Source organism: Sutcliffiella sp. NC1 (assembly GCF_027594365.1).
Lineage (GTDB): Bacteria > Bacillota > Bacilli > Bacillales > Bacillaceae_I > Sutcliffiella > Sutcliffiella cohnii.
Window position 1 is genome coordinate 1,230,828 of record NZ_CP115153.1, and the last position, 18,645, is coordinate 1,249,472.

22 protein-coding genes are annotated in these 18,645 nt (G+C 35.5%); 14 read left to right on the forward strand and 8 right to left on the reverse strand.

All coding sequences use genetic code 11. The features are described from left to right. Positions 1-30: 30 nt before the first annotated feature. The 4 genes from O1A01_RS06170 to O1A01_RS06185 all read left to right on the forward strand — a co-directional run bounded on the left by O1A01_RS06170 (position 31) and on the right by O1A01_RS06185 (position 5,082). Positions 31-1,323 (forward strand): carbohydrate ABC transporter permease, encoded by a 1,293-nt coding sequence (locus tag O1A01_RS06170; protein WP_066420094.1) that lies wholly within the window; start codon positions 31-33, stop codon positions 1,321-1,323. Then, on the forward strand, positions 1,323-2,165 hold the full coding sequence (locus tag O1A01_RS06175) for a sugar ABC transporter permease (protein WP_270065793.1): 843 nt from the start codon (positions 1,323-1,325) through the stop codon (positions 2,163-2,165). Before O1A01_RS06170 ends, O1A01_RS06175 begins: the two co-directional genes overlap by 1 nt. A 54-nt stretch (positions 2,166-2,219) precedes the next feature. Continuing rightward, the gene (locus tag O1A01_RS06180; RefSeq protein WP_270065794.1) at positions 2,220-3,764 is read left to right on the forward strand and encodes an alpha-amylase family glycosyl hydrolase; all 1,545 of its coding nucleotides are present in this window, start codon (positions 2,220-2,222) and stop codon (positions 3,762-3,764) included. 277 nt (positions 3,765-4,041) lie between these two features. Beyond that, positions 4,042-5,082: a LacI family DNA-binding transcriptional regulator gene (locus O1A01_RS06185; RefSeq protein WP_270065795.1), complete on the forward strand. Its 1,041-nt coding sequence runs from the start codon at positions 4,042-4,044 to the stop codon at positions 5,080-5,082. Positions 5,083-5,117: 35 nt separating this feature from the next. On the opposite strand, the gene O1A01_RS06190 is transcribed toward O1A01_RS06185, so the two are convergent. Next, positions 5,118-5,987: an SDR family oxidoreductase gene (locus O1A01_RS06190; protein WP_270065796.1), complete on the reverse strand. Its 870-nt coding sequence runs from the start codon at positions 5,985-5,987 to the stop codon at positions 5,118-5,120. Positions 5,988-6,091: 104 nt separating this feature from the next. On the opposite strand from O1A01_RS06190, the gene O1A01_RS06195 reads away from it, so the two are divergent. Continuing rightward, positions 6,092-6,604: a GNAT family N-acetyltransferase gene (locus tag O1A01_RS06195; RefSeq protein ID WP_270065797.1), complete on the forward strand. Its 513-nt coding sequence runs from the start codon at positions 6,092-6,094 to the stop codon at positions 6,602-6,604. Between the two features lie 38 nt (positions 6,605-6,642). On the opposite strand, the gene O1A01_RS06200 is transcribed toward O1A01_RS06195, so the two are convergent. Further along, on the reverse strand, positions 6,643-7,134 hold the full coding sequence (locus O1A01_RS06200) for a YajQ family cyclic di-GMP-binding protein (protein ID WP_270065798.1): 492 nt from the start codon (positions 7,132-7,134) through the stop codon (positions 6,643-6,645). 147 nt (positions 7,135-7,281) lie between these two features. Here O1A01_RS06200 and O1A01_RS06205 point away from each other — a divergent pair, with 147 nt between their 5' ends. Then, the gene (locus O1A01_RS06205; RefSeq protein WP_270065799.1) at positions 7,282-8,136 is read left to right on the forward strand and encodes a CvfB family protein; all 855 of its coding nucleotides are present in this window, start codon (positions 7,282-7,284) and stop codon (positions 8,134-8,136) included. A 20-nt stretch (positions 8,137-8,156) separates the two neighbouring features. On the opposite strand, the gene O1A01_RS06210 is transcribed toward O1A01_RS06205, so the two are convergent. Together O1A01_RS06210 and O1A01_RS06215 are read right to left on the reverse strand one after the other, a co-directional pair. Continuing rightward, a complete protein-coding gene (locus tag O1A01_RS06210; protein WP_270066382.1) occupies positions 8,157-8,318 on the reverse strand; it encodes a DUF3941 domain-containing protein in 162 nt (53 codons plus the stop codon). A 26-nt stretch (positions 8,319-8,344) separates the two neighbouring features. Continuing rightward, positions 8,345-9,205: a DegV family protein gene (locus O1A01_RS06215; protein WP_270065800.1), complete on the reverse strand. Its 861-nt coding sequence runs from the start codon at positions 9,203-9,205 to the stop codon at positions 8,345-8,347. A gap of 142 nt (positions 9,206-9,347) precedes the next feature. Between O1A01_RS06215 and O1A01_RS06220 the strand changes: the two genes are divergently transcribed. Beyond that, the gene (locus tag O1A01_RS06220; protein WP_066420080.1) at positions 9,348-10,190 is read left to right on the forward strand and encodes a YitT family protein; all 843 of its coding nucleotides are present in this window, start codon (positions 9,348-9,350) and stop codon (positions 10,188-10,190) included. Between the two features lie 14 nt (positions 10,191-10,204). Further along, on the forward strand, positions 10,205-11,023 hold the full coding sequence (locus O1A01_RS06225) for a Gmad2 immunoglobulin-like domain-containing protein (RefSeq protein ID WP_066420079.1): 819 nt from the start codon (positions 10,205-10,207) through the stop codon (positions 11,021-11,023). 439 nt (positions 11,024-11,462) lie between these two features. On the opposite strand, the gene O1A01_RS06230 is transcribed toward O1A01_RS06225, so the two are convergent. The 3 genes from O1A01_RS06230 to O1A01_RS06240 all read right to left on the reverse strand — a co-directional run bounded on the left by O1A01_RS06230 (position 11,463) and on the right by O1A01_RS06240 (position 12,723). Then, positions 11,463-11,657 carry a DUF3813 domain-containing protein gene (locus tag O1A01_RS06230; protein ID WP_066420078.1) on the reverse strand — a complete coding sequence of 65 codons (195 nt, stop codon included), beginning with the start codon at positions 11,655-11,657 and terminating at the stop codon, positions 11,463-11,465. Then, positions 11,658-11,807 carry a hypothetical protein gene (locus O1A01_RS06235; RefSeq protein ID WP_169714868.1) on the reverse strand — a complete coding sequence of 50 codons (150 nt, stop codon included), beginning with the start codon at positions 11,805-11,807 and terminating at the stop codon, positions 11,658-11,660. Positions 11,808-11,913: 106 nt separating this feature from the next. Further along, entirely contained in the window at positions 11,914-12,723 is an 810-nt protein-coding gene (locus O1A01_RS06240) for a Cof-type HAD-IIB family hydrolase (protein WP_066420077.1), read from the reverse strand. Between the two features lie 108 nt (positions 12,724-12,831). Here O1A01_RS06240 and O1A01_RS06245 point away from each other — a divergent pair, with 108 nt between their 5' ends. The 4 genes from O1A01_RS06245 to clpB all read left to right on the forward strand — a co-directional run bounded on the left by O1A01_RS06245 (position 12,832) and on the right by clpB (position 17,200). Further along, positions 12,832-13,575 carry a prolyl oligopeptidase family serine peptidase gene (locus O1A01_RS06245; protein ID WP_270065801.1) on the forward strand — a complete coding sequence of 248 codons (744 nt, stop codon included), beginning with the start codon at positions 12,832-12,834 and terminating at the stop codon, positions 13,573-13,575. Positions 13,576-13,594: 19 nt separating this feature from the next. Continuing rightward, positions 13,595-13,900: a metal-sulfur cluster assembly factor gene (locus O1A01_RS06250; RefSeq protein WP_066420075.1), complete on the forward strand. Its 306-nt coding sequence runs from the start codon at positions 13,595-13,597 to the stop codon at positions 13,898-13,900. 94 nt (positions 13,901-13,994) lie between these two features. Continuing rightward, positions 13,995-14,174, forward strand: a complete 180-nt coding sequence (locus O1A01_RS06255; RefSeq protein ID WP_066420074.1) for a YjzC family protein — start codon at positions 13,995-13,997, stop codon at positions 14,172-14,174. A 449-nt stretch (positions 14,175-14,623) separates the two neighbouring features. After that, positions 14,624-17,200 (forward strand): ATP-dependent chaperone ClpB, encoded by a 2,577-nt coding sequence (clpB, locus tag O1A01_RS06260; protein ID WP_270065802.1) that lies wholly within the window; start codon positions 14,624-14,626, stop codon positions 17,198-17,200. 94 nt (positions 17,201-17,294) lie between these two features. On the opposite strand, the gene O1A01_RS06265 is transcribed toward clpB, so the two are convergent. After that, positions 17,295-17,477 carry a YjzD family protein gene (locus O1A01_RS06265; RefSeq protein ID WP_066416675.1) on the reverse strand — a complete coding sequence of 61 codons (183 nt, stop codon included), beginning with the start codon at positions 17,475-17,477 and terminating at the stop codon, positions 17,295-17,297. A gap of 115 nt (positions 17,478-17,592) precedes the next feature. On the opposite strand from O1A01_RS06265, the gene O1A01_RS06270 reads away from it, so the two are divergent. Then, a complete protein-coding gene (locus O1A01_RS06270) occupies positions 17,593-17,718 on the forward strand; it encodes a hypothetical protein (RefSeq protein ID WP_268874275.1) in 126 nt (41 codons plus the stop codon). Between the two features lie 186 nt (positions 17,719-17,904). After that, positions 17,905-18,642, forward strand: a complete 738-nt coding sequence (locus O1A01_RS06275; protein ID WP_066416674.1) for an alpha/beta fold hydrolase — start codon at positions 17,905-17,907, stop codon at positions 18,640-18,642. Positions 18,643-18,645 lie beyond the last annotated feature (3 nt).

Below are 18,645 nucleotides of genomic sequence, written 5' to 3' on the forward strand. Positions count from 1 at the left end.
CCACTATTATTCTTTAAAGGAGGATCTAAAATGTCTGGCGAACTATCAGCAAAAACAAGTAAGCATAACCCAACGTTAGCCATGATCCTTTCTATTTTATTTGCAGGGTTAGGACAAATTTATAACCGCAGATATTTGAAAGGTATTCTTTTTATCGTTATACAGGCATCATTTTTAATTACATTCTTTGACTTTATCAACATTGGATTTTGGGGTTTAATTACGCTAGGTGAAATTCCAATGGTAGACCACTCCGTCTTTTTACTTATACAAGGGTTAGTATCCGTTATTGTTGTCGTTATTTTCGGTACTCTCTATATTTTTAATATTTTAGATGCAAAGAAAAATGCACAAAACATAAAACAAGGGATTCCGAATCCAACCGTTAAAGATGCGTTAAAAAAGTTTTATGACAATGGATTCCCATATTTCATGGTTATTCCTGGGCTACTACTATTATTATTTGTTGTAGTATTACCTTTATTGTTCATGGTTTCATTAGCATTTACAGATTACAACTTATACAATTCCCCACCAAGAAACTTATTAAGCTGGGTAGGGTTTCAAAATTTCATAGACCTGGTATCGTTACCACTTTGGAAAGATACGTTCTTTAGCGTATTTGCTTGGACGATTACTTGGACATTAGTTGCAACAACGTTACAAGTGGCCTTAGGGTTATTTTTAGCATTAATCGTAAATGACCCACGTGTGAAATTCAAACGTACAATTCGTACGATTTTAATTTTACCTTGGGCTGTACCAGCGTTCGTAACCATTTTAATCTTCTCAGCAATGTTTAACGATCGTTACGGAGCAATTAATAATGAGATTTTAAGTACATTTAATATTATGATTCCGTGGTTAACAGACCCATTTTGGGCAAAAGTAGCATTAATAATGATTCAAACTTGGTTAGGATTCCCGTTCGTTTTCGCTCTATTTACTGGGGTTCTACAAAGTATTTCGAAAGATTGGTACGAAGCTGCTGATGTGGATGGCGGAACACGTTTCCAAAAGTTCCGTTTCATTACGTTACCACACGTACTTTATGCAACAGCACCACTACTAATTATGCAATATGCTGGAAACTTTAATAACTTTAATATTATTTACTTATTCAACCAAGGTGGCCCAGCTGTTCGTGGTCAAGATGCCGGTGGTACGGACATTCTAATCTCTTGGGTATATAAACTTACGTTCGAGTCATTTAACTACAATATGGCAGCAGCAATCTCGATTATACTAGGACTTATTGTTGCAGGATTTGCTTTCTTCCAATTCCGTCGAACTCGTTCGTTTAAAGAGGAGGGCAATATCTAATGAGCAGAAAATTAAAATCGCGGATTGAAGTGTCATTAATTTATCTATTCATCGGATTTATGGCCTTAATCATTGCCTATCCATTGCTTTGGACAATTGGTATTTCATTAAACCCTGGTACAAGCTTATATAGTGCTTCCATTATTCCAGAAAACTGGTCTTTTGAGCATTACAAATGGTTGTTTACGGATCCAAATAGTGATTATTTAATATGGTATAAAAACAGTGTAATCGTAGCGATCGCAAATGCGTTTTTCTCTGTAGTAATAACAGCTTTTGTTGCATATGCATTTTCTCGCTATCGCTTCAAAGGTAGAACATATGGTTTGTATGCATTTTTACTACTTCAAATGTTCCCAGCTTTAATGGCGATGGTTGCGTTGTACATTTTATTAAACATGTTAGGGTTATTAGATACTTTAACAGGATTAATATTAATTTATGTAGGTGGACAAATTCCGTTTAACGCTTGGTTAGTGAAAGGGTATTTCGATACAATTCCGAAAGAACTGGATGAAGCAGCAAGAATGGATGGAGCAGGACATTTCGGAGTATTCTTTAAAATAATGTTACCACTAGCGAAACCGATTTTAGCAGTTGTAGCACTATTTAATTTCATGGCACCATTTACTGATTTCTTACTGCCACGAATTATTTTAAGAAATCCTGAAAATTACACTTTAGCATTAGGTTTATTCAACTTTATTGCTGACCAGTTTGCAAACAATTTTACAAGATTTGCTGCAGGTTCGATTTTAATTGCTATACCGATTGCGTTAGTATTCTTATTTTTACAACGTTACCTCATTTCAGGTTTAACGGCTGGTGGAACGAAAGGTTAATAGTATATAATCGTTATTGGACTATAAAAACGATTGTAAAGGAGGGAAACGGAAATGAAGAAAAGAGTATTATTGCTCATTCTCGTTCCGTTTCTTCTTTTTTCTAGCTTCAACGCTCCTAGTGTACAAGCGGAAAAGGAAGAACATGCATGGCAAGATGAGATTATTTATTTTATTATGACTGACCGATGGAATAATGGGGATACGAGTAACGATTATGAAGTAGACCGAAATGATCCAAAAGCATACCACGGTGGAGACTTTAAAGGAATTATGAACCGATTAGATTATATTAGTGATATGGGCTTTACGGCTATTTGGTTAACTCCTATCGTGAAAAATGAACCCGGTGGCTATCATGGATATTGGGCAGAAGACTTTTATGAAGTAGAAGAGCATTTCGGAACGTTAGAAGAGTTTAAGCAATTAGTAGAAGAAGCACATAAACGCGATATAAAAGTCATCGTGGATTTAGTCGTGAATCATACAGGATATGAACATGAATGGTTAAATGATCCTGAAAAGGAAGATTGGTTTAACCCGAATCGGAACATTTCTGATTGGACTAACCAAGAGCAAGTAGAAAGAGGCTGGATTTACGGGTTACCTGACTTAAATCAGGACAACCCTGAAGTAAGAGAATATTTATTTGATATGGCGAAATGGTGGATTGAAGAAACAAATATAGACGGTTATCGACTCGATACAGTGAAACATGTACCAAAATCATTTTGGGAAGAGTTTACGAAAGAAGTGAAATCGGTAAAAGAAGACTTCTTCTTAATTGGAGAAGTATGGGACACAGATCCAAGATATGTAGCTGCTTATGAAGAGACAGGGATCGATTCGTTTGTTGATTTTGCATTATATAACGAAATCTCTCGTGTTTTTTCTAAACCTAACGAATCACTAGGAAGATTAGAAACAATCTATGCTCATAACTCAACATATTTTTCTAATCCCCATATGTTAGGGACATTTATTGATAATCATGATGTAGAACGCTTTACTAGAGTAGCGTTAAGAAATGAAGAATATCCAGTAACTCGAATAAAACTAGCTTTATCTTACTTATATACAGCACCAGGTATACCTATTATGTATTACGGTACGGAAATTGCGTTAGATGGCGGGGAAGACCCAGATAATAGACGTGGTATGACATTCCGTGCGGATACAGAGTTAATTGAATATATTAGTCGATTAGCAGAAATTCGTAAAATGCATCCAGCGTTAACGAAGGGTACTTTCGAGTTACTTCATGATGACGGCGGATACGCCATTTTTAAAAGACAATATGAAGACGAAATGGCCATAATTGCGATTAATAATTCAACAGGAACAAAAATTGGTGACATTCCAGAAGAAGTTATCGGTGAAAACAAGGAGCTTAGAGGCTTTTTAAATGACGAACTAATTCGTTCTACTAATGGAGTATATAAAGTAGGATTAGATCGTGATATGGTTGAAATCTATAATGTAACTGAAGATTCAGGATTAAACTATTTATTCCTCGGCACAATGGTATTTATTTACGGTGGTTTTGCAGCACTTGTTATTTTCTTAGTGAGAAGAAGAAAAAAGAAAAGTAAAGAATAAAAAGATGGCGGAGCAAATTCTCGTTTGCTCCGTTCATGTAAATTGTGGAAGATTTTTATGTTTATGATTAGAGGACTAAAAATGAAAGCGTGTGCAACTCATTGCTAAGCTTGATTCTTTTATTACCAGGTACTAACTGGTCGTTGTTTTACAAAATCAACCAACGAAGTTATTGTGCAAAAAGGAAAAAATAATTGTATGCTTTCTAAATTATATATTGTACTATATAGAAAAATCTAAAAACTATTGGGGTTATACGAAAGGGAGAGGTTCGTGCATGGCAGTTACGATTAAAGATGTAGCTAAAGTAGCGAATGTAGCACCTTCAACTGTTTCACGAGTCATAGCTAATAGCCCTCGTATTAGTGAGAAAACAAAAAGGAAAGTTAGGGAAGCGATGAAAGAACTCGGGTATCATCCGAATTTCATTGCGAGAAGTTTAGCGAATCAATCTACGAAAGTACTCGGGGTAGTAATGCCTGGAGCTGTAGATAAGACGTTTCAAAACCCCTTTTTCCCAGAAGTGTTACGTGGGATAAGTACTGCTGCTCATCATAAGCAGTATGCTATTCAGTTGTCGACAGGTGTAACAGATGATGAAATTTTAGACGGTGTCATACAAATGGTTCAAGGTAAAAGAGTGGACGGAATCATTTTATTATATTCGAAAGTGGAAGATAAGGTTTTAAAGTACTTAGTAAAAAATAAATTTCCTTTTGTTGTAGTAGGAAAACCTTTTACACATGAAGAGGAAATTACTCACGTAGATAATGATAATTATCGAGCTGCAAAGGAAGCGACGGAGCATTTAATAAAATTAGGTCATCAATCTATCGCCTTTGTAGGAGGAAGTGTGAACTTAGTTGTAACAATCGATCGCTTATTAGGTTATGAAAAAGCGATAAGGAATGTTGGTATTCCGTTTAAAGATGAATATATCGTTCATGAAGAATTTTTAAAAGAAGGTGGACAGGAAGCAATTAGAGAATTACTGTCTTTAGATGAACCGCCTACTGCTTTAGTAGTTGCTGACGATTTAATGGCATTAGGTATTTTAAATACGCTACATGAAATGGGTATTAGTGTCCCAGGGCAAATTTCCATTGTTAGCTTTAATAATTTATTACTTTCAGAAGTCTCGAGGCCACCTTTAACGTCAGTAGATATAAATATTTATCAACTCGGATTCCAAGCGACTAAAACATTGATTGATATTGTTTCTGACTCAGACGAACCGATAAAACGAATTACGATACCGCATAAAATGATCGTAAGACAAACATGTCAACAATTTAACAAGGAAATGGTGGAAAGCTAGTCCGATCCTAAAGAGACTAGCTTTTTATATATTAATTACCCACTAACTGCAGTTCCACCATTTATATGTAACATTTGCCCTGTCATATAAGAAGAATCATCGCTAGCGAGTAAAAGGTAGCTCGGTGCTAATTCAACTGGTTGACCAGGGCGTCCCATCGGTGTGTTCGCTCCAAAGCTTTTTACTTTTTCGCTATTAAACGTAGAAGGAATTAACGGTGTCCATATTGGACCAGGTGCTACACCGTTAACACGTATTCCTTTTGTGACTAGTTGTTTCGCTAAAGAACGAGTAAAGGTGACGACAGCACCTTTCGTACTTGAATAGTCTAATAACGTTTCATTTCCTTCATATGCGGTAACGGAGGCTGTATTAATAATCGTACTACCAGCTGTCATATAAGGTAATGCCGCCTTGGTAAGGTAGAAGAACGAAAAGATATTTGTCCTAAAAGTTCGTTCAAGTTGTGCACTTGTAATATCTTCAATGCTATTCTGTGGATGCTGTTCGGCAGCATTATTAATTAAAATATCAATTCGAGAGTATTGCTTTATCGTTTCATCTACGATGTGTTGACAAAACTCTTCTTGCCCTACGTCACCAGCTAATAATAAACATTGTTGCCCTTGTTTCTCAACTGCTTCTTTCGTTTTTTGGGCATCATCATGTTCGTTTAAATAAACGATTACAACAGTTGCTCCTTCTTTCGCAAAAAGGACAGATACCGCTCTACCAATCCCGCTATCTCCACCAGTAATGATAGCAACTTTACCTTTCAACTTATCGCTACTTTTATAGTTTTTATCTTCCCAAACTGGTAGTGGATTCATTTCTGACTCTATTCCAGGTTGTTTATTTTGTTGTTGAGGTGGTAACGTCTGCTTTTCATTATTAGAACTTGTCATTTTAAAGCACCTCCATCATTTAATCATTAACGTAGTATGAGGAAAAAATGGTGAAATTATGCTACCCTTAAAATATTAACGGAATGAAGCAAGGGGGATTGCAAGTGAGTAGTGTTAACATTCGTAAAGCAACTTTGGAGGACGCAGAAGGGATATTAAAACATAGTAAGGTAGTATTTGGAGAAGGTAGAAATTTATTAACTACTGTTGAGGAATTTACTCTAACTATCGAGGAAGAAGAACAATGGATTGAAAAGCAAAAGCGTGCCAATAACCTTGTGCTTGTAGCGGAAGTACATAATGAAATTGTTGGAATGTTAAATGCAACGCGAAGCACAAGAAAAAGAGTGCAGCACCTTTGTCAATTTGGAATTAGCATTCAAGAAGCATATTGTAATAAAGGGATTGGCAGTCAATTAATTACAAAACTAATTGAATGGGCAAAACAAGATGAAGTAATAGAAAAAATTTGTTTGGAAGTATTTGCTTCAAATGAACGAGCAATTTATGTTTATGAAAAGTATGGATTTGTTATCGAAGGAATGAAGAAAAAGCATATTAAGTTTGAAGATGGAACGTATGCAGATGAATATAATATGGGATTGTCTGTAAAGTAATAAGGTCCAGAAGAAAAACTCTGGACCTTGCTCCATTTTTAACGATAGTTAGTAAATTGCAACTCCACGTCTAGTTGTGCTTCTCTTAGAGCAGCAATGACTTGTTGCAAGTCGTCTCTATTTTTACCAGTTACACGGATTTGATCATCTTGAATTTGTGTTTTCACTTTTAAACCGGAATTTTTAATAATAGTATTAATTTTTTTTGCGTTGTCCTTATCAATTCCTTGTACAAGAGTTGCTCTTTGACGAACTGTTCCACCAGATGAGTTTTCGATTTTGCCATATTTTAAGTTTTTCGTTGGAACGTTACGCTTAATTAACTTACTAATTAATACGTCTTTTAATTGCTCTAATTTATACTCATCATCAGATACTAATACGATTTCTTCTTTTTCCAATGAAAGATTACTTTTGGACCCTTTAAAATCATAACGAGTTTGTATTTCTTTCATTGCAATCGAGATTGCGTTTGTTACTTCCGGTAACTCAACTTGTGAAACAATATCAAATGAAGCGTCTTTTGCCATTGAAATTTTCCTCCTTATAAAAAAGTATTTTTGTTTAAAACTGTATCAATGGAAGTTTTTCTTTATGTACATACTAAATTATAGTAAAATATAGCGACTTGGACAACTTACATACAAATGATTATTAAATGAAAGAGGTTATTATAGATGGAATTACGTGTAGGAAACTTAATAGAACTAGAAGTAGAAAGAGAAACACCGCTAGGATTTAGTTTAACGAATGGGGAAGAAAGCATTCTTCTACATAGCAACGAAGTAAATGGAGAAGTGACAGTTGGAGAAACGGTGAAAGTTTTCCTTTATACAGATCAAAAAGGTCGCCTCTCTGCAACGATGCATATGCCAAAAGGTTATCAAAGTCATGATTGGGTTGAAGTTGTAGAAGTGGTACGTAACTTAGGTGTATTTATCGACATCGGTTTATCAAAAGATGCGCTTATTCCAGCGGAAGATTTGCCTGTTTTTGAGAGTTTGTGGCCGAAGGAAGGTTCTCTTCTTTTTTGTCGCATCAAAACAGATCGCAGAGGGATGCTGTTAGGAAAACTTGCAACACATGATGTTATGTTAGATAAATCTGTCGCTGCACCAAAGGAGATTTTGAATAAAAATATTCAAGGAACGATTTATCGATTATTAAAAGTAGGAAGCTATATTTTTACGAATGAAGGATATGTTGGCTTTATTCATCACTCCGAAAGAAAAGAAGAACCGAGACTTGGTGACATCGTAGAAGGAAGAATTATCGATGTAAAAAGAGATGGAACAATTAATGTTTCATTATTACCGAGAAAACAAGAAGCGTTAGATGAAGATTCCCAAGTAATACTTGACTATATGGAAACGAGAAACGGTACGATGCCTTATAGTGACAAAAGTGCTCCAGAAGATATTACAGAACGCTTTCATATGAGTAAAGCTGCATTTAAGAGAGCTTTAGGTAGGTTAATGAAGGAAGGAAAAGTTTATCAAAAAGAAGGATGGACATACAGAAAGACGGAGTAGGGAAATCCCTACTCCGTTTTTTATAAGTGATCCGTTTTTTTAGAATATTGACGCTCGCCTTTTTGTCGATTAACTTCACGTTGTTTATTTTTCTCTTGACGTTTTGCGTTATTATCTTTTGCTTTTTTATCGTTATCGCTCGTATGTGGCATCTTCATCTCTCCTTTATGAATGGATAAGATTAGAATACCCAAAATATACGAACATATTAGAAGTAGTTTTTATTTAAGAAAAATAGTGCAATCGTACCTGGACCGGCATGTGCGCCTATAGCAGAACCGATTGAATGAATGTAAAAATCGTTTGCACCTGTCTCAGTTTGAATCATTTCCTTTAAAACAAGAGCTGTTTCTTCGTCGTCACCGTGACTAATTGCGATTGTTTGGTTTTCAAAACTACCCCCGCGCTCTTTCATAAGGTCAACCAGGCGACGTAATACTTTTTTGCGACCACGGATTTTTTCAATCGGTATTAATTTCCCATCCTCCATATGAAGTAATGGCTTAATATTTAATAAACCTCCAACGAAAGCAGACGCTTTACTTACACGCCCACCTCTAGCTAAATAGTCAAGATTGTCAACAGTAAAAACATACTCCATTTGAGCTACGTATTTTTCTACTTCGGCAATAATTTCTTCTTTAGAAGCCCCGATGTTTGCAAGTTCGACTGCTCTTTTCACAATTAATCCAATTCCTAACGATGCACCTTTCGTATTAATAATGGTAACATCTAAACCTGGATATTCCTCTAAAACATCATTTTTCATTAACATCGCCATTTGATATGTACCAGATAATTCAGAAGAAAAAGCGATATAAATAGCACTTTCTTTATTCTTAGCGATGTTCTCGAACACTTCCTTCGCTTGAGTAGGAGCTGCTTGTGACGTTTTAATTACTGCACCCTCTCGCATAGCGTCGAACACTTCTTTCGCTTGAATAGAAACCATATCATCGTATTCTTTTTCGTTATACAAAACTTTTAGTGAAAGTAATTCTACGTTATTTTCTTCTAAATAGGATTTAGGTAGATCACAAGCACTATCAACAATAATTTTAATTCCCAATATTTTCACCTTCTTTTCATAGACTTCTTATTATATAACATACAATTAACATATGGAAAATGAAAGGTTTTTTTGCTAAAAATAAGGATTGGTGGGTAAAGAATGTATAAAAAGGGAAACAATAGAATAGGAGGTAATACGGATGGTTATACAACATGCTCAAAAAGTAATAATTGTTATTATCGGTGCTTTTTTAAACGCGATTGCAATGAATTTCTTCTTAATTCCTGCCGATGTGTATGCTAGTGGTTTTACAGGTGTAGCGCAATTATTGTTTAGAATATCAGAAGACTATTTTCCATTTACAGTGTCAACAGGAGTTACACTATTCCTTTTAAATATTCCTGTTACAATATTAGCTTGGAAAAAGGTAGGTAGGAGTTTTACTATATATAGCTTTTTAAGTGTATTTTTAATGTCACTATTTTTAGAGATTGTACCGATCTATCGGGTGAACGATGATATATTATTAAATGCCGTGTTTGGAGGCGTCATAGCGGCTATTGGTGTAGGAATTACATTAAAATGGGGAGCATCGACTGGTGGACTGGACATTATTGCAATGATACTATCTAGAATGAAGGACAAGCCAGTTGGTACCTACTTTTTTGGATTAAATGCTATTATCATTTTATCCGCTGGTATTTTATTTGGTTGGGAAAAAGCATTGTACACATTAGTTACATTGTATGCTTCTACTCGTGTTATTGATGCTATCCATACCCGACATGAGAAACTAACAGCCATGATTATTACGAAAAAAGGAAAAGAATTAAAAGACGCTATCCATGCAAGAATGGTAAGAGGAATAACGACGCTACCAGCAAAAGGAGCTTTTTCAGGTGAAGATAAAGAAATGTTATTAATGGTCATTACTCGTTACGAGTTATATGATTTGGAACATATAATAAAAGAGGTAGATGATCAAGCCTTTACAAATATTGTTCAAACGACTGGAATCTTCGGCTTTTTTAGAAGAGAATGAAAAGAGGTGTACATATGAAGTGGCTAGCAGTATTAATTTTAATTTTTTTATTACTATTCGGCTGTAACTTTCAACCTAATGAGCCGAATGAAGGTTCAATAATAGATGTTGATAGAGAATTACCAGCAGAATATGTTGATTTAAATAGATTAAAGGCGGAGATCGTAACTAGCCCTAGCTCAGAACAAGTTGGTATAAAAGTAGAATTGCGGAATGAAAATGAAGTAGAAGCAGACTTATCGTTTTTGAACGATCAAATTTTTGAATTAGTAATTAGAGAAGATGGTGACACTGTTTTCCGAAAGTTAGTAGATGATCCTAATAAGACAGTTGGTAATCAGATTACGATTGATGCTAGCGAGTCGGTAGAATGGACAACAGTATGGGATTATAAAAGGGAGGACGGAACTAGAGTTTCACCAGGTAGTTACGATATGTTTATATATTTCTTGCCATATAAAATTAGTGAAATGGAAGTAAATGATGCTGCCCTATACTCTACAACAAAAATAGAAGTTCCAGCAGAAAATAATGCATTTCGAGATGTTTCCGTTGAGGGAGCGCAAGGTGAGTATATAGTACGTGGAGAAGCGAGAGTTTTCGAGGCGCAATTTATGTATATGGTAGAAGATGGTCATAACATCCTCATTGATGAAACTCCCGTGATGGTGGCAGAAGGAGGTCCAGCTTGGTCTCCATTTGAGATAAACATTTCCATCGATCAAGAAGACCTTCCGAAGAATGGTACCTTAACGTTAATATTGTTTGTACGGAGCGCCAAAGATGACTCCATCATCAATCAATACTATGTTGCGTTAGAACATTTTGATTAGAAAGGCCGGAGGTGGCTCGCCTAGGGCTGGGAATGTAAATTTATTACGAACTTCAATCCAAATATGTGAAATGTAATAGTAAAAACGGTTCTTAGAATAAAATGGAGAACCGTTTTTATGTGGTATGAGAGAATATGATCCCGGTTTCGAAATTTTATTTAACAACTAACGAAAATTACATAACACCTTTTCAAATTTACTTAACAGGTATTAAAAATTACTTAACAACTTTTTAAATTTACTTAACAGGTATTGAAAATTACATAACACCTTTTTAAATTTACTTAACAGGTACGGAAATTTACTTAACATCATATCAAAGTTACTTAACAAGTAACGAAAATTACTTAACAACCACTCAAAATTATTTAACAACTTTTCAAAAATAGCTGAAATAATAAAGAGTGCCAATATAATAATTGGCACTCTTTATTAATTATTATTCATATTTCTTTAAACGTTCTTGTAGCTCCCGAAGCTGGCGTTGTTCAGCTTCAGTTGTATTTGCGTATGCGGAGGATAGCGCATTTTTTGCAACGTTTATTTCATTTTGTACAGAGGCTTGTCCGGAACTTGCAACTTGTTCAACGTTATAAACAGCTTCGCGTGCGGATTGAAATAATTGATTGCTCATTTATATTCCTCCAAGCGAAGAATTTTCCATTTTTTCTGCTTTTCGTTCCGATTGTTCTAGCGTAAGATGATACGGAATTCGTTGATCGTGTTGCTGAACGGAGTTTTTCCCTTGTTGTACAAAGCGTTTTGATTTGTTGCTTCTGCCCATAGTAGAATTCCCCCTTATCACAATTGGACATGAACTACGTTGTCCATTTCTTAGTGTGAGAAATATCGTAAAATATATAAGGGGCAATAAATGGCTCTTTTAAAAATTATAGTAAGTTTTTTTCTAAAAAGTGCGCAATACCGTTTTCTTCATTTGTTTTCGTAATAACATTTGCTCGTTCCTTTAATTGAGGAATTGCATTACCCATCGCAACACCAACTCCAGCAAATTCAATCATTTCAAAATCGTTATCCTCATCACCAAACGCAATAATGTTAGAGGTCGGGATATTATAATAATCCGCAACTTTTTTTAATCCTACTGCTTTATTTATTCCGGAACGAACAATTTCAATAACGTGCCATGGGGCAGCCCATCGTCGGTGATCAATAACTTCGGCATGCACTTCAGATAAGTACTTTCTAATTTTCTCTACCTCATCCTCACTAGCATGGATAAGGACAGATGTAGGGTCTTTCTTTAATATTTGTTTTAAATCACCAGTTTCCATACGAGGATTTCCAAAACCAAAAATATCAAGTAATTTTTCATCATGGAAATGAAAGTAAACATCGTCCATTACTTCGGCAAGAATATTATGGATTTGGTATTTTTCACTTACTTGAATAACGTCCTTTACAACATCTAAGCTAAGTGGTTCATGAAAAGTTCCCCAGTTATCATTTTGTGGATGATGTACAAAAGCACCGTTGAAATTAACAATTGGAGTTGTCATCCCAACTTCTTGGTAATACATATAGCTTGCTCTAAACGGTCTACCAGTTGCAATCACTACTTCATGACCTTGTTTCATTGCCTCTTGTAAGGCTGCTTTATTACGTTGTGAAACTTTTTTATCGTCGGATAATAAGGTGCCATCTAAATCGACTGCAATTAAATGTTTGTTATTTGTCATATTTACTCCTTGCTCTATGAAATATTTTCTATTTCAAGTGTAACCTTTTTTAAAAAAAATCTCTACATGTTACACTTATAAAGGAAAAGTCGTATAGGGGGATTAGTAATGATACATATAGAAAAACGAAAAATAAAGGAAATACCGTTATTGGAAGTTTATGATCAATCCATAAAAAATGAAAAAGCCCCAACCATTTTCTTTTTTCATGGTATAACAAGTATGAAAGAAATGAATCTCTCTTATGCGTATTTAATGGCTGAAAAAGGTTTTCGTGTTGTCTTACCAGATAGCCTTTATCACGGAGAGAGAGGAAAAAGATTACAACCGCATGAGTTAGCAGCAACTTTTTGGAAGATTGTATTAACAAATATTACAGATGTAAATACGTTACGAAAAGTTTATATAGAAGAGGGAAAGATAGAAGAAGCAAGAATTGGAGTTGCAGGTACGTCCATGGGCGCAATTACGACGTTAGGATGCCTAACACAATATTCATGGATAAAAGCGGCAGTTAGTTTAATGGGTACTCCTTCATACGAGCAATTTGCATTAGAAAAATTAAATGCACTTAAGGGGCAAATAACATTAAGTGAGGTAGAAATTGCTGAAGCGTTAGAGCAATTAAAACCATTCGATTTAAGTAAAAAACCGGAACTACTTAATGGACGCCCATTATATTGTTGGCATGGAGCTTTAGATAAAGAAGTGCCAGTACACCATATACAAAAATTTGGTGAAACAATTCCTGAAGGATCCAACGTTAAATTAGTGATAGATCCTAATGGAAGTCATAAAGTTTCAAAAGAAGGAATGTATGCAACGGCAAACTGGTTTGCAGAACATTTATAAAAATAAGGAGGCAATAAAAATGGCTGAATTAAAAGATAAAGTAATGGAAGTATTAGAAGAGGTAAATGACCCAGAATTAGGTATCGATATTGTCAATTTAGGTTTATTATACGATTGTGAAATTAATGATGGAAAAGTAATGATTACAATGACATTAACTTCGATAGGTTGTCCGTTAGCAGGAACAATAGTAGAAGATATCAAAAACAAAGTGGAACCAATTGAAGGCGTAGAAGAAGTAGATGTAAACATTACATTCAACCCGCCATGGAGTAAAGACCGTATGAGTCGCTACGCTAAAATTGCGTTAAATGTAACGGATTAACAGTTGGATTTATTCGGAAAAGAAAAAGACTCATGAAAAACCTGCTCACTGGGGAAAATGTATATGTACGCTCTTAATATTGGAGGGATACAGCATGGGTCAAAACAATCAGTTCAAGCCTGGACAGAAGGCTCCGAATAATGGAACATATTTAGAAATTGGTGAAACAGGAAGTACAGTACTTCACCCTAAACGTGTCACTCTAAAAGCAGGAGACACATTCCCGGAAACATCTAACCACAACAGAGTATGGGCAAGAAAAAGAAAACCGTAAACTAGAAAAGCGGAAGGGGCTCGTTTAGCGGCGACAAGCACAAGGCAAGCCGGCTAGCAGGTCGCTCTTTGACATTGACTTGTGACCTCGAGCCGCTAGCCCCTGCAGCTAGACAATCCGAAAAGCGGAGGCGCTTCGAACAGGCCCGTACAAACTGGACTGTTCCGGTAGGAGATAAAGGAAACACGGCGAACGTAGAGAGCCGATGTTGACTTATCGTACGGAGGAAAAGTGAAGTTTGAGCCGGACCTAGCCGCCGTAGCTAGACAGTCAGAAAAGCGGAGGCGGCTCGCTCAGGTCCAAACAAACTGGAGCTTATTCCGCAGGATCTCGTGATTTTATGAAAGCCATCCTACTGTTAGGGTGGCTCTCTTCTAATTTCTTGTCGTTTTTTTATGCATTGCTTATAATATAGTTAAGGTCAATATTGGTCAAAGGAGAAGCTGGTCATGGAGATGAATAAGTTAACAGAGAAACTACAAGAAGCATTAATAAACGCACAAGCGCTCGCCAAAGAAAAGAAAAATCCGCAAATAGAACTTGAGCACGTACTGTACTGTTTAATGAAAGAAGAAGGTGGATTAGTACCAAGAATATTAGAATTGCTCTCTGTAAACACAAGACAGTTATTAGAGGAAGTAAATACAATTTTATTGAATAATCCAGAAATTACAAGTGAACAATCTCAACAACCACACGTCTCTCCTCAGCTACTACACATATTCCAACATGCAGATACGTTAAGAGAAAAATGGGGAGATGCTTATATTTCCGTTGAACATTTTTTCTTATCATTCGTCCAAAAAACAAATCATTATGAATTACGAACAATAATAAAATCGTATAATCTTTCCAGTTCAAAAGTAGAAGAAACAATAAAAGGGATAAGGGGGAATCAAAAAGTGGAAACTCAGCAGCCAGAAGGGACATATGAAGTGCTAAAAAAGTATGGACGAGATTTAATTGCAGAAGTAAAGAGCGGTAAACTGGACCCTGTTATCGGACGAGACGAAGAAATAAGAAGAGTCATTCAAATATTATCAAGAAAAACGAAAAATAATCCAGTTTTAATTGGGGAGCCTGGCGTAGGTAAAACGGCAATTGTAGAAGGGTTAGCTCAAAGAATAGTGAAAAAGGATGTGCCAGAAGGATTAAAAGATAAAACAATTTTTTCATTAGATTTGAGTGCTCTAGTTGCAGGTGCGAAGTTTCGTGGAGAGTTTGAAGAACGTTTAAAGGCTGTTTTAAATGAAGTGCGAAAAAGTGATGGAAACATTCTCCTTTTTATTGATGAACTTCATACTATTGTCGGAGCAGGAAAAACAGAAGGAGCCATGGATGCTGGAAATATGCTAAAGCCGATGCTAGCTAGAGGGGAGCTTCATTGTATTGGCGCGACAACATTAAATGAATATCGTAAATATATTGAAAAGGACCCAGCATTAGAAAGAAGGTTCCAGCAAGTGTTAGTTCGTGAACCTTCAACCGAAGATGCCATTTCCATACTACGTGGTTTAAAAGAGCGATTTGAAATACACCACGGAGTTAGGATACAAGACCGTGCCATTGTGTCTGCTGTTACATTGTCAGATCGCTACATTTCAGAGCGATTTTTGCCCGATAAAGCAATTGATTTAGTAGACGAAGCATGTGCAACAATTCGGACAGAAATTGACTCGATGCCAAGTGAATTAGATGAAATTACGCGAAGAGTGATGCAATTAGAAATCGAAGAAGCTGCGTTAAGTAAAGAAAAAGACAAAGTGTCTATAGAGCGAAGAGAGAAAGTTCAACTAGAAATTGCTACATTAAAAGAAAAAGTATCCAATTTACAGGCACAATGGGAGCTCGAAAAACAATCGATCCAAGGTATACGAGAAAAAAGAGAGCTATTAGAGCGACTAAAAAGGGAATTAGAAGAGGCCGAAGAAAAATATGACCTCAATAAAGCTGCAGAAATTAGACACGGTAAATTACCAGCCCTTGAAAAAGAAATTCAGCAATTAGAAGTAAACTCGCAGACTGAAAAACAAAACCGACTATTGCGAGAAGAAGTAACAGAAGAAGAAGTTGCTAGCATTGTTTCAAAGTGGACTGGCATACCGTTAACAAAGTTAGTAGAAGGCGAAAGAGAAAAGCTGTTAAAGCTCGAAGAAGTTTTACATGAGCGAGTAATAGGTCAAGATGAAGCGGTTGAGTTAGTAGCCGATGCAGTTCTTCGTGCTCGTGCTGGTATAAAAGATCCGAACCGCCCAATCGGCTCGTTTATCTTTTTAGGACCAACTGGAGTAGGAAAAACAGAATTAGCAAAAGCATTAGCTCATTCATTGTTCGATAGTGAGGATCAATTAATAAGAATCGATATGTCAGAATACATGGAAAAACATGCGGTATCTAGGTTGATTGGGGCACCTCCAGGCTATGTTGGATATGAAGAAGGTGGACAATTAACGGAAGCCGTAAGAAGAAAGCCATACTCGGTCATATTATTAGATGAAATCGAAAAAGCGCATCCAGAAGTATTTAACATCTTGTTACAAATGTTAGATGATGGACGCATAACAGACTCTCAAGGGAAAACTGTTGATTTCAAAAATACTGTTATTATAATGACATCTAACATAGGTTCCCATATTTTATTAGAAAGTGATGAGCTTGAGGAAGCGAAAGAAAAAGTTCTTACTTTATTAAAGCAACATTTCCGTCCGGAATTATTGAATAGAATAGATGATACGATAGTCTTTACTCCTTTGAATAAAGCGATAATAAAAGGAATTGTAGATAAATTGATGAAAGAACTACAGCTTCGTTTAAAAGATAAGCAAATGTCGTTAACTATTACGAATGAGGCGAAAGATTATATCGTTGATGCTGCATACGATCCAACCTATGGTGCAAGACCTTTAAAAAGATATATACAAAAGCATGTAGAAACGCTACTTGCTAAAGAAATAATTCGTGGAGCAATAAAAGAGGATAGCCAAATAAATATTGGTTTGGAAGAAGGAAAATTAACAATAAAATAGAACTATATATGTAGAAGCTTGAGAAGATATCTTCTACAAACAAAAGAACTTGTCCAACTTGGCCAAGTTCTTTTGTTCCAGAAAAGTATAAAAATTAATGCTTCTCCACTGGTTCGTTTGGTAGCGCTTTACCAATCAACATTACAAATCCAGCAAATATAACGGCTACGATAGAAGAGGTAATAAAATTATATGTATCCCCCTGCATACTAGCAACTACATATGAAATCATGTTCACAAGAAGAAGTGTCCAAAATAAAGTAGCAATGATACGCAACGATCTTCCCCTCCATTTCTTGAAGTGTACAATATTATTCTTCGGATATTTTACCATAAATAAAGCATATAATAAATGTAAAAATGAGAAGAACTTCTAAAAGGAGCTGGATTCCATGAGTAATGTTGAAAAATTGTTAGAATTGGAGCTGTTGTTAGAACAAGAAGAAACAAATCTAACCTCATTAGGGAAAGAAACGATTGAACGCTTAAAAATGGAACTAAGTCACGATGTAGAATAAACAGTCGAATCAATTTAATAAGGACGTAGCTTAAATTATGTATCTATAAAATTTACTACGTCTTCATACAGCTTTCTGTCTGCATTTCATTTATTTGAAGTAAAAAATCCAACTTTCGCCTTTAACATAGCATTTTTTTTATCATAACATACAGTATACAAGTATGGAGCTGGAGGCACGATGGTCATGAATAAAGATTTTAGGATTTTTTACATGGGTGGGCAATGGAATATCGTACATGTACCGGAAAAGCCTAACGGTTTTGGAGTTCTCATTCTTGGAGATACGAACCACTTCGTAGATGAAGAAAAAAGCTTATGGATACAGCATTTAGGCCGAAGGAGAATAATCTCTCAGTTATTAGAAGAAGGGTACACTATTTTTTATTCCAATTTGTACGGTACAAATTGGGGGAGTAAAAAAGCAAAAGATTTTGTAAAACAGCTGTACCATATTGTCCTTAAACAAGAAATATTGAATGATAAAATTCATATTTTAGTAGAAGGAATGGGTGGTTTAATAGCTTTGCAATTAATGGAGGAAATGCCTCATCAATTAAGATCGGTTGCAATGATTAACCCATGCTTAGATTTACAGAATCATTTAGAACAGGAAAAGGAACGAAGGTTTTTCTTTAAAAAGTTGAGACGAGAAATAGCAGAAGCATATAACTTTCCGATAGAACAAATGGATAATGAACTAAAATTACTAAAAATGGAACAATTTAAAACGACTATTCCAGTTAAAATATGGCAAACGACAACGGGGTTCATTTATGACCCAAATCGTCATTGCAAAAAATTTGAAGAACTTAGAAAAAAAGAGCAAAGTCCAATCCAACTTACCTTTCATTTAGTTGAAAAACGATATAGTTACGGATATTCCATTTGTCAATTTTTCCGTAAGTATGAACATAGGCTATAAAGT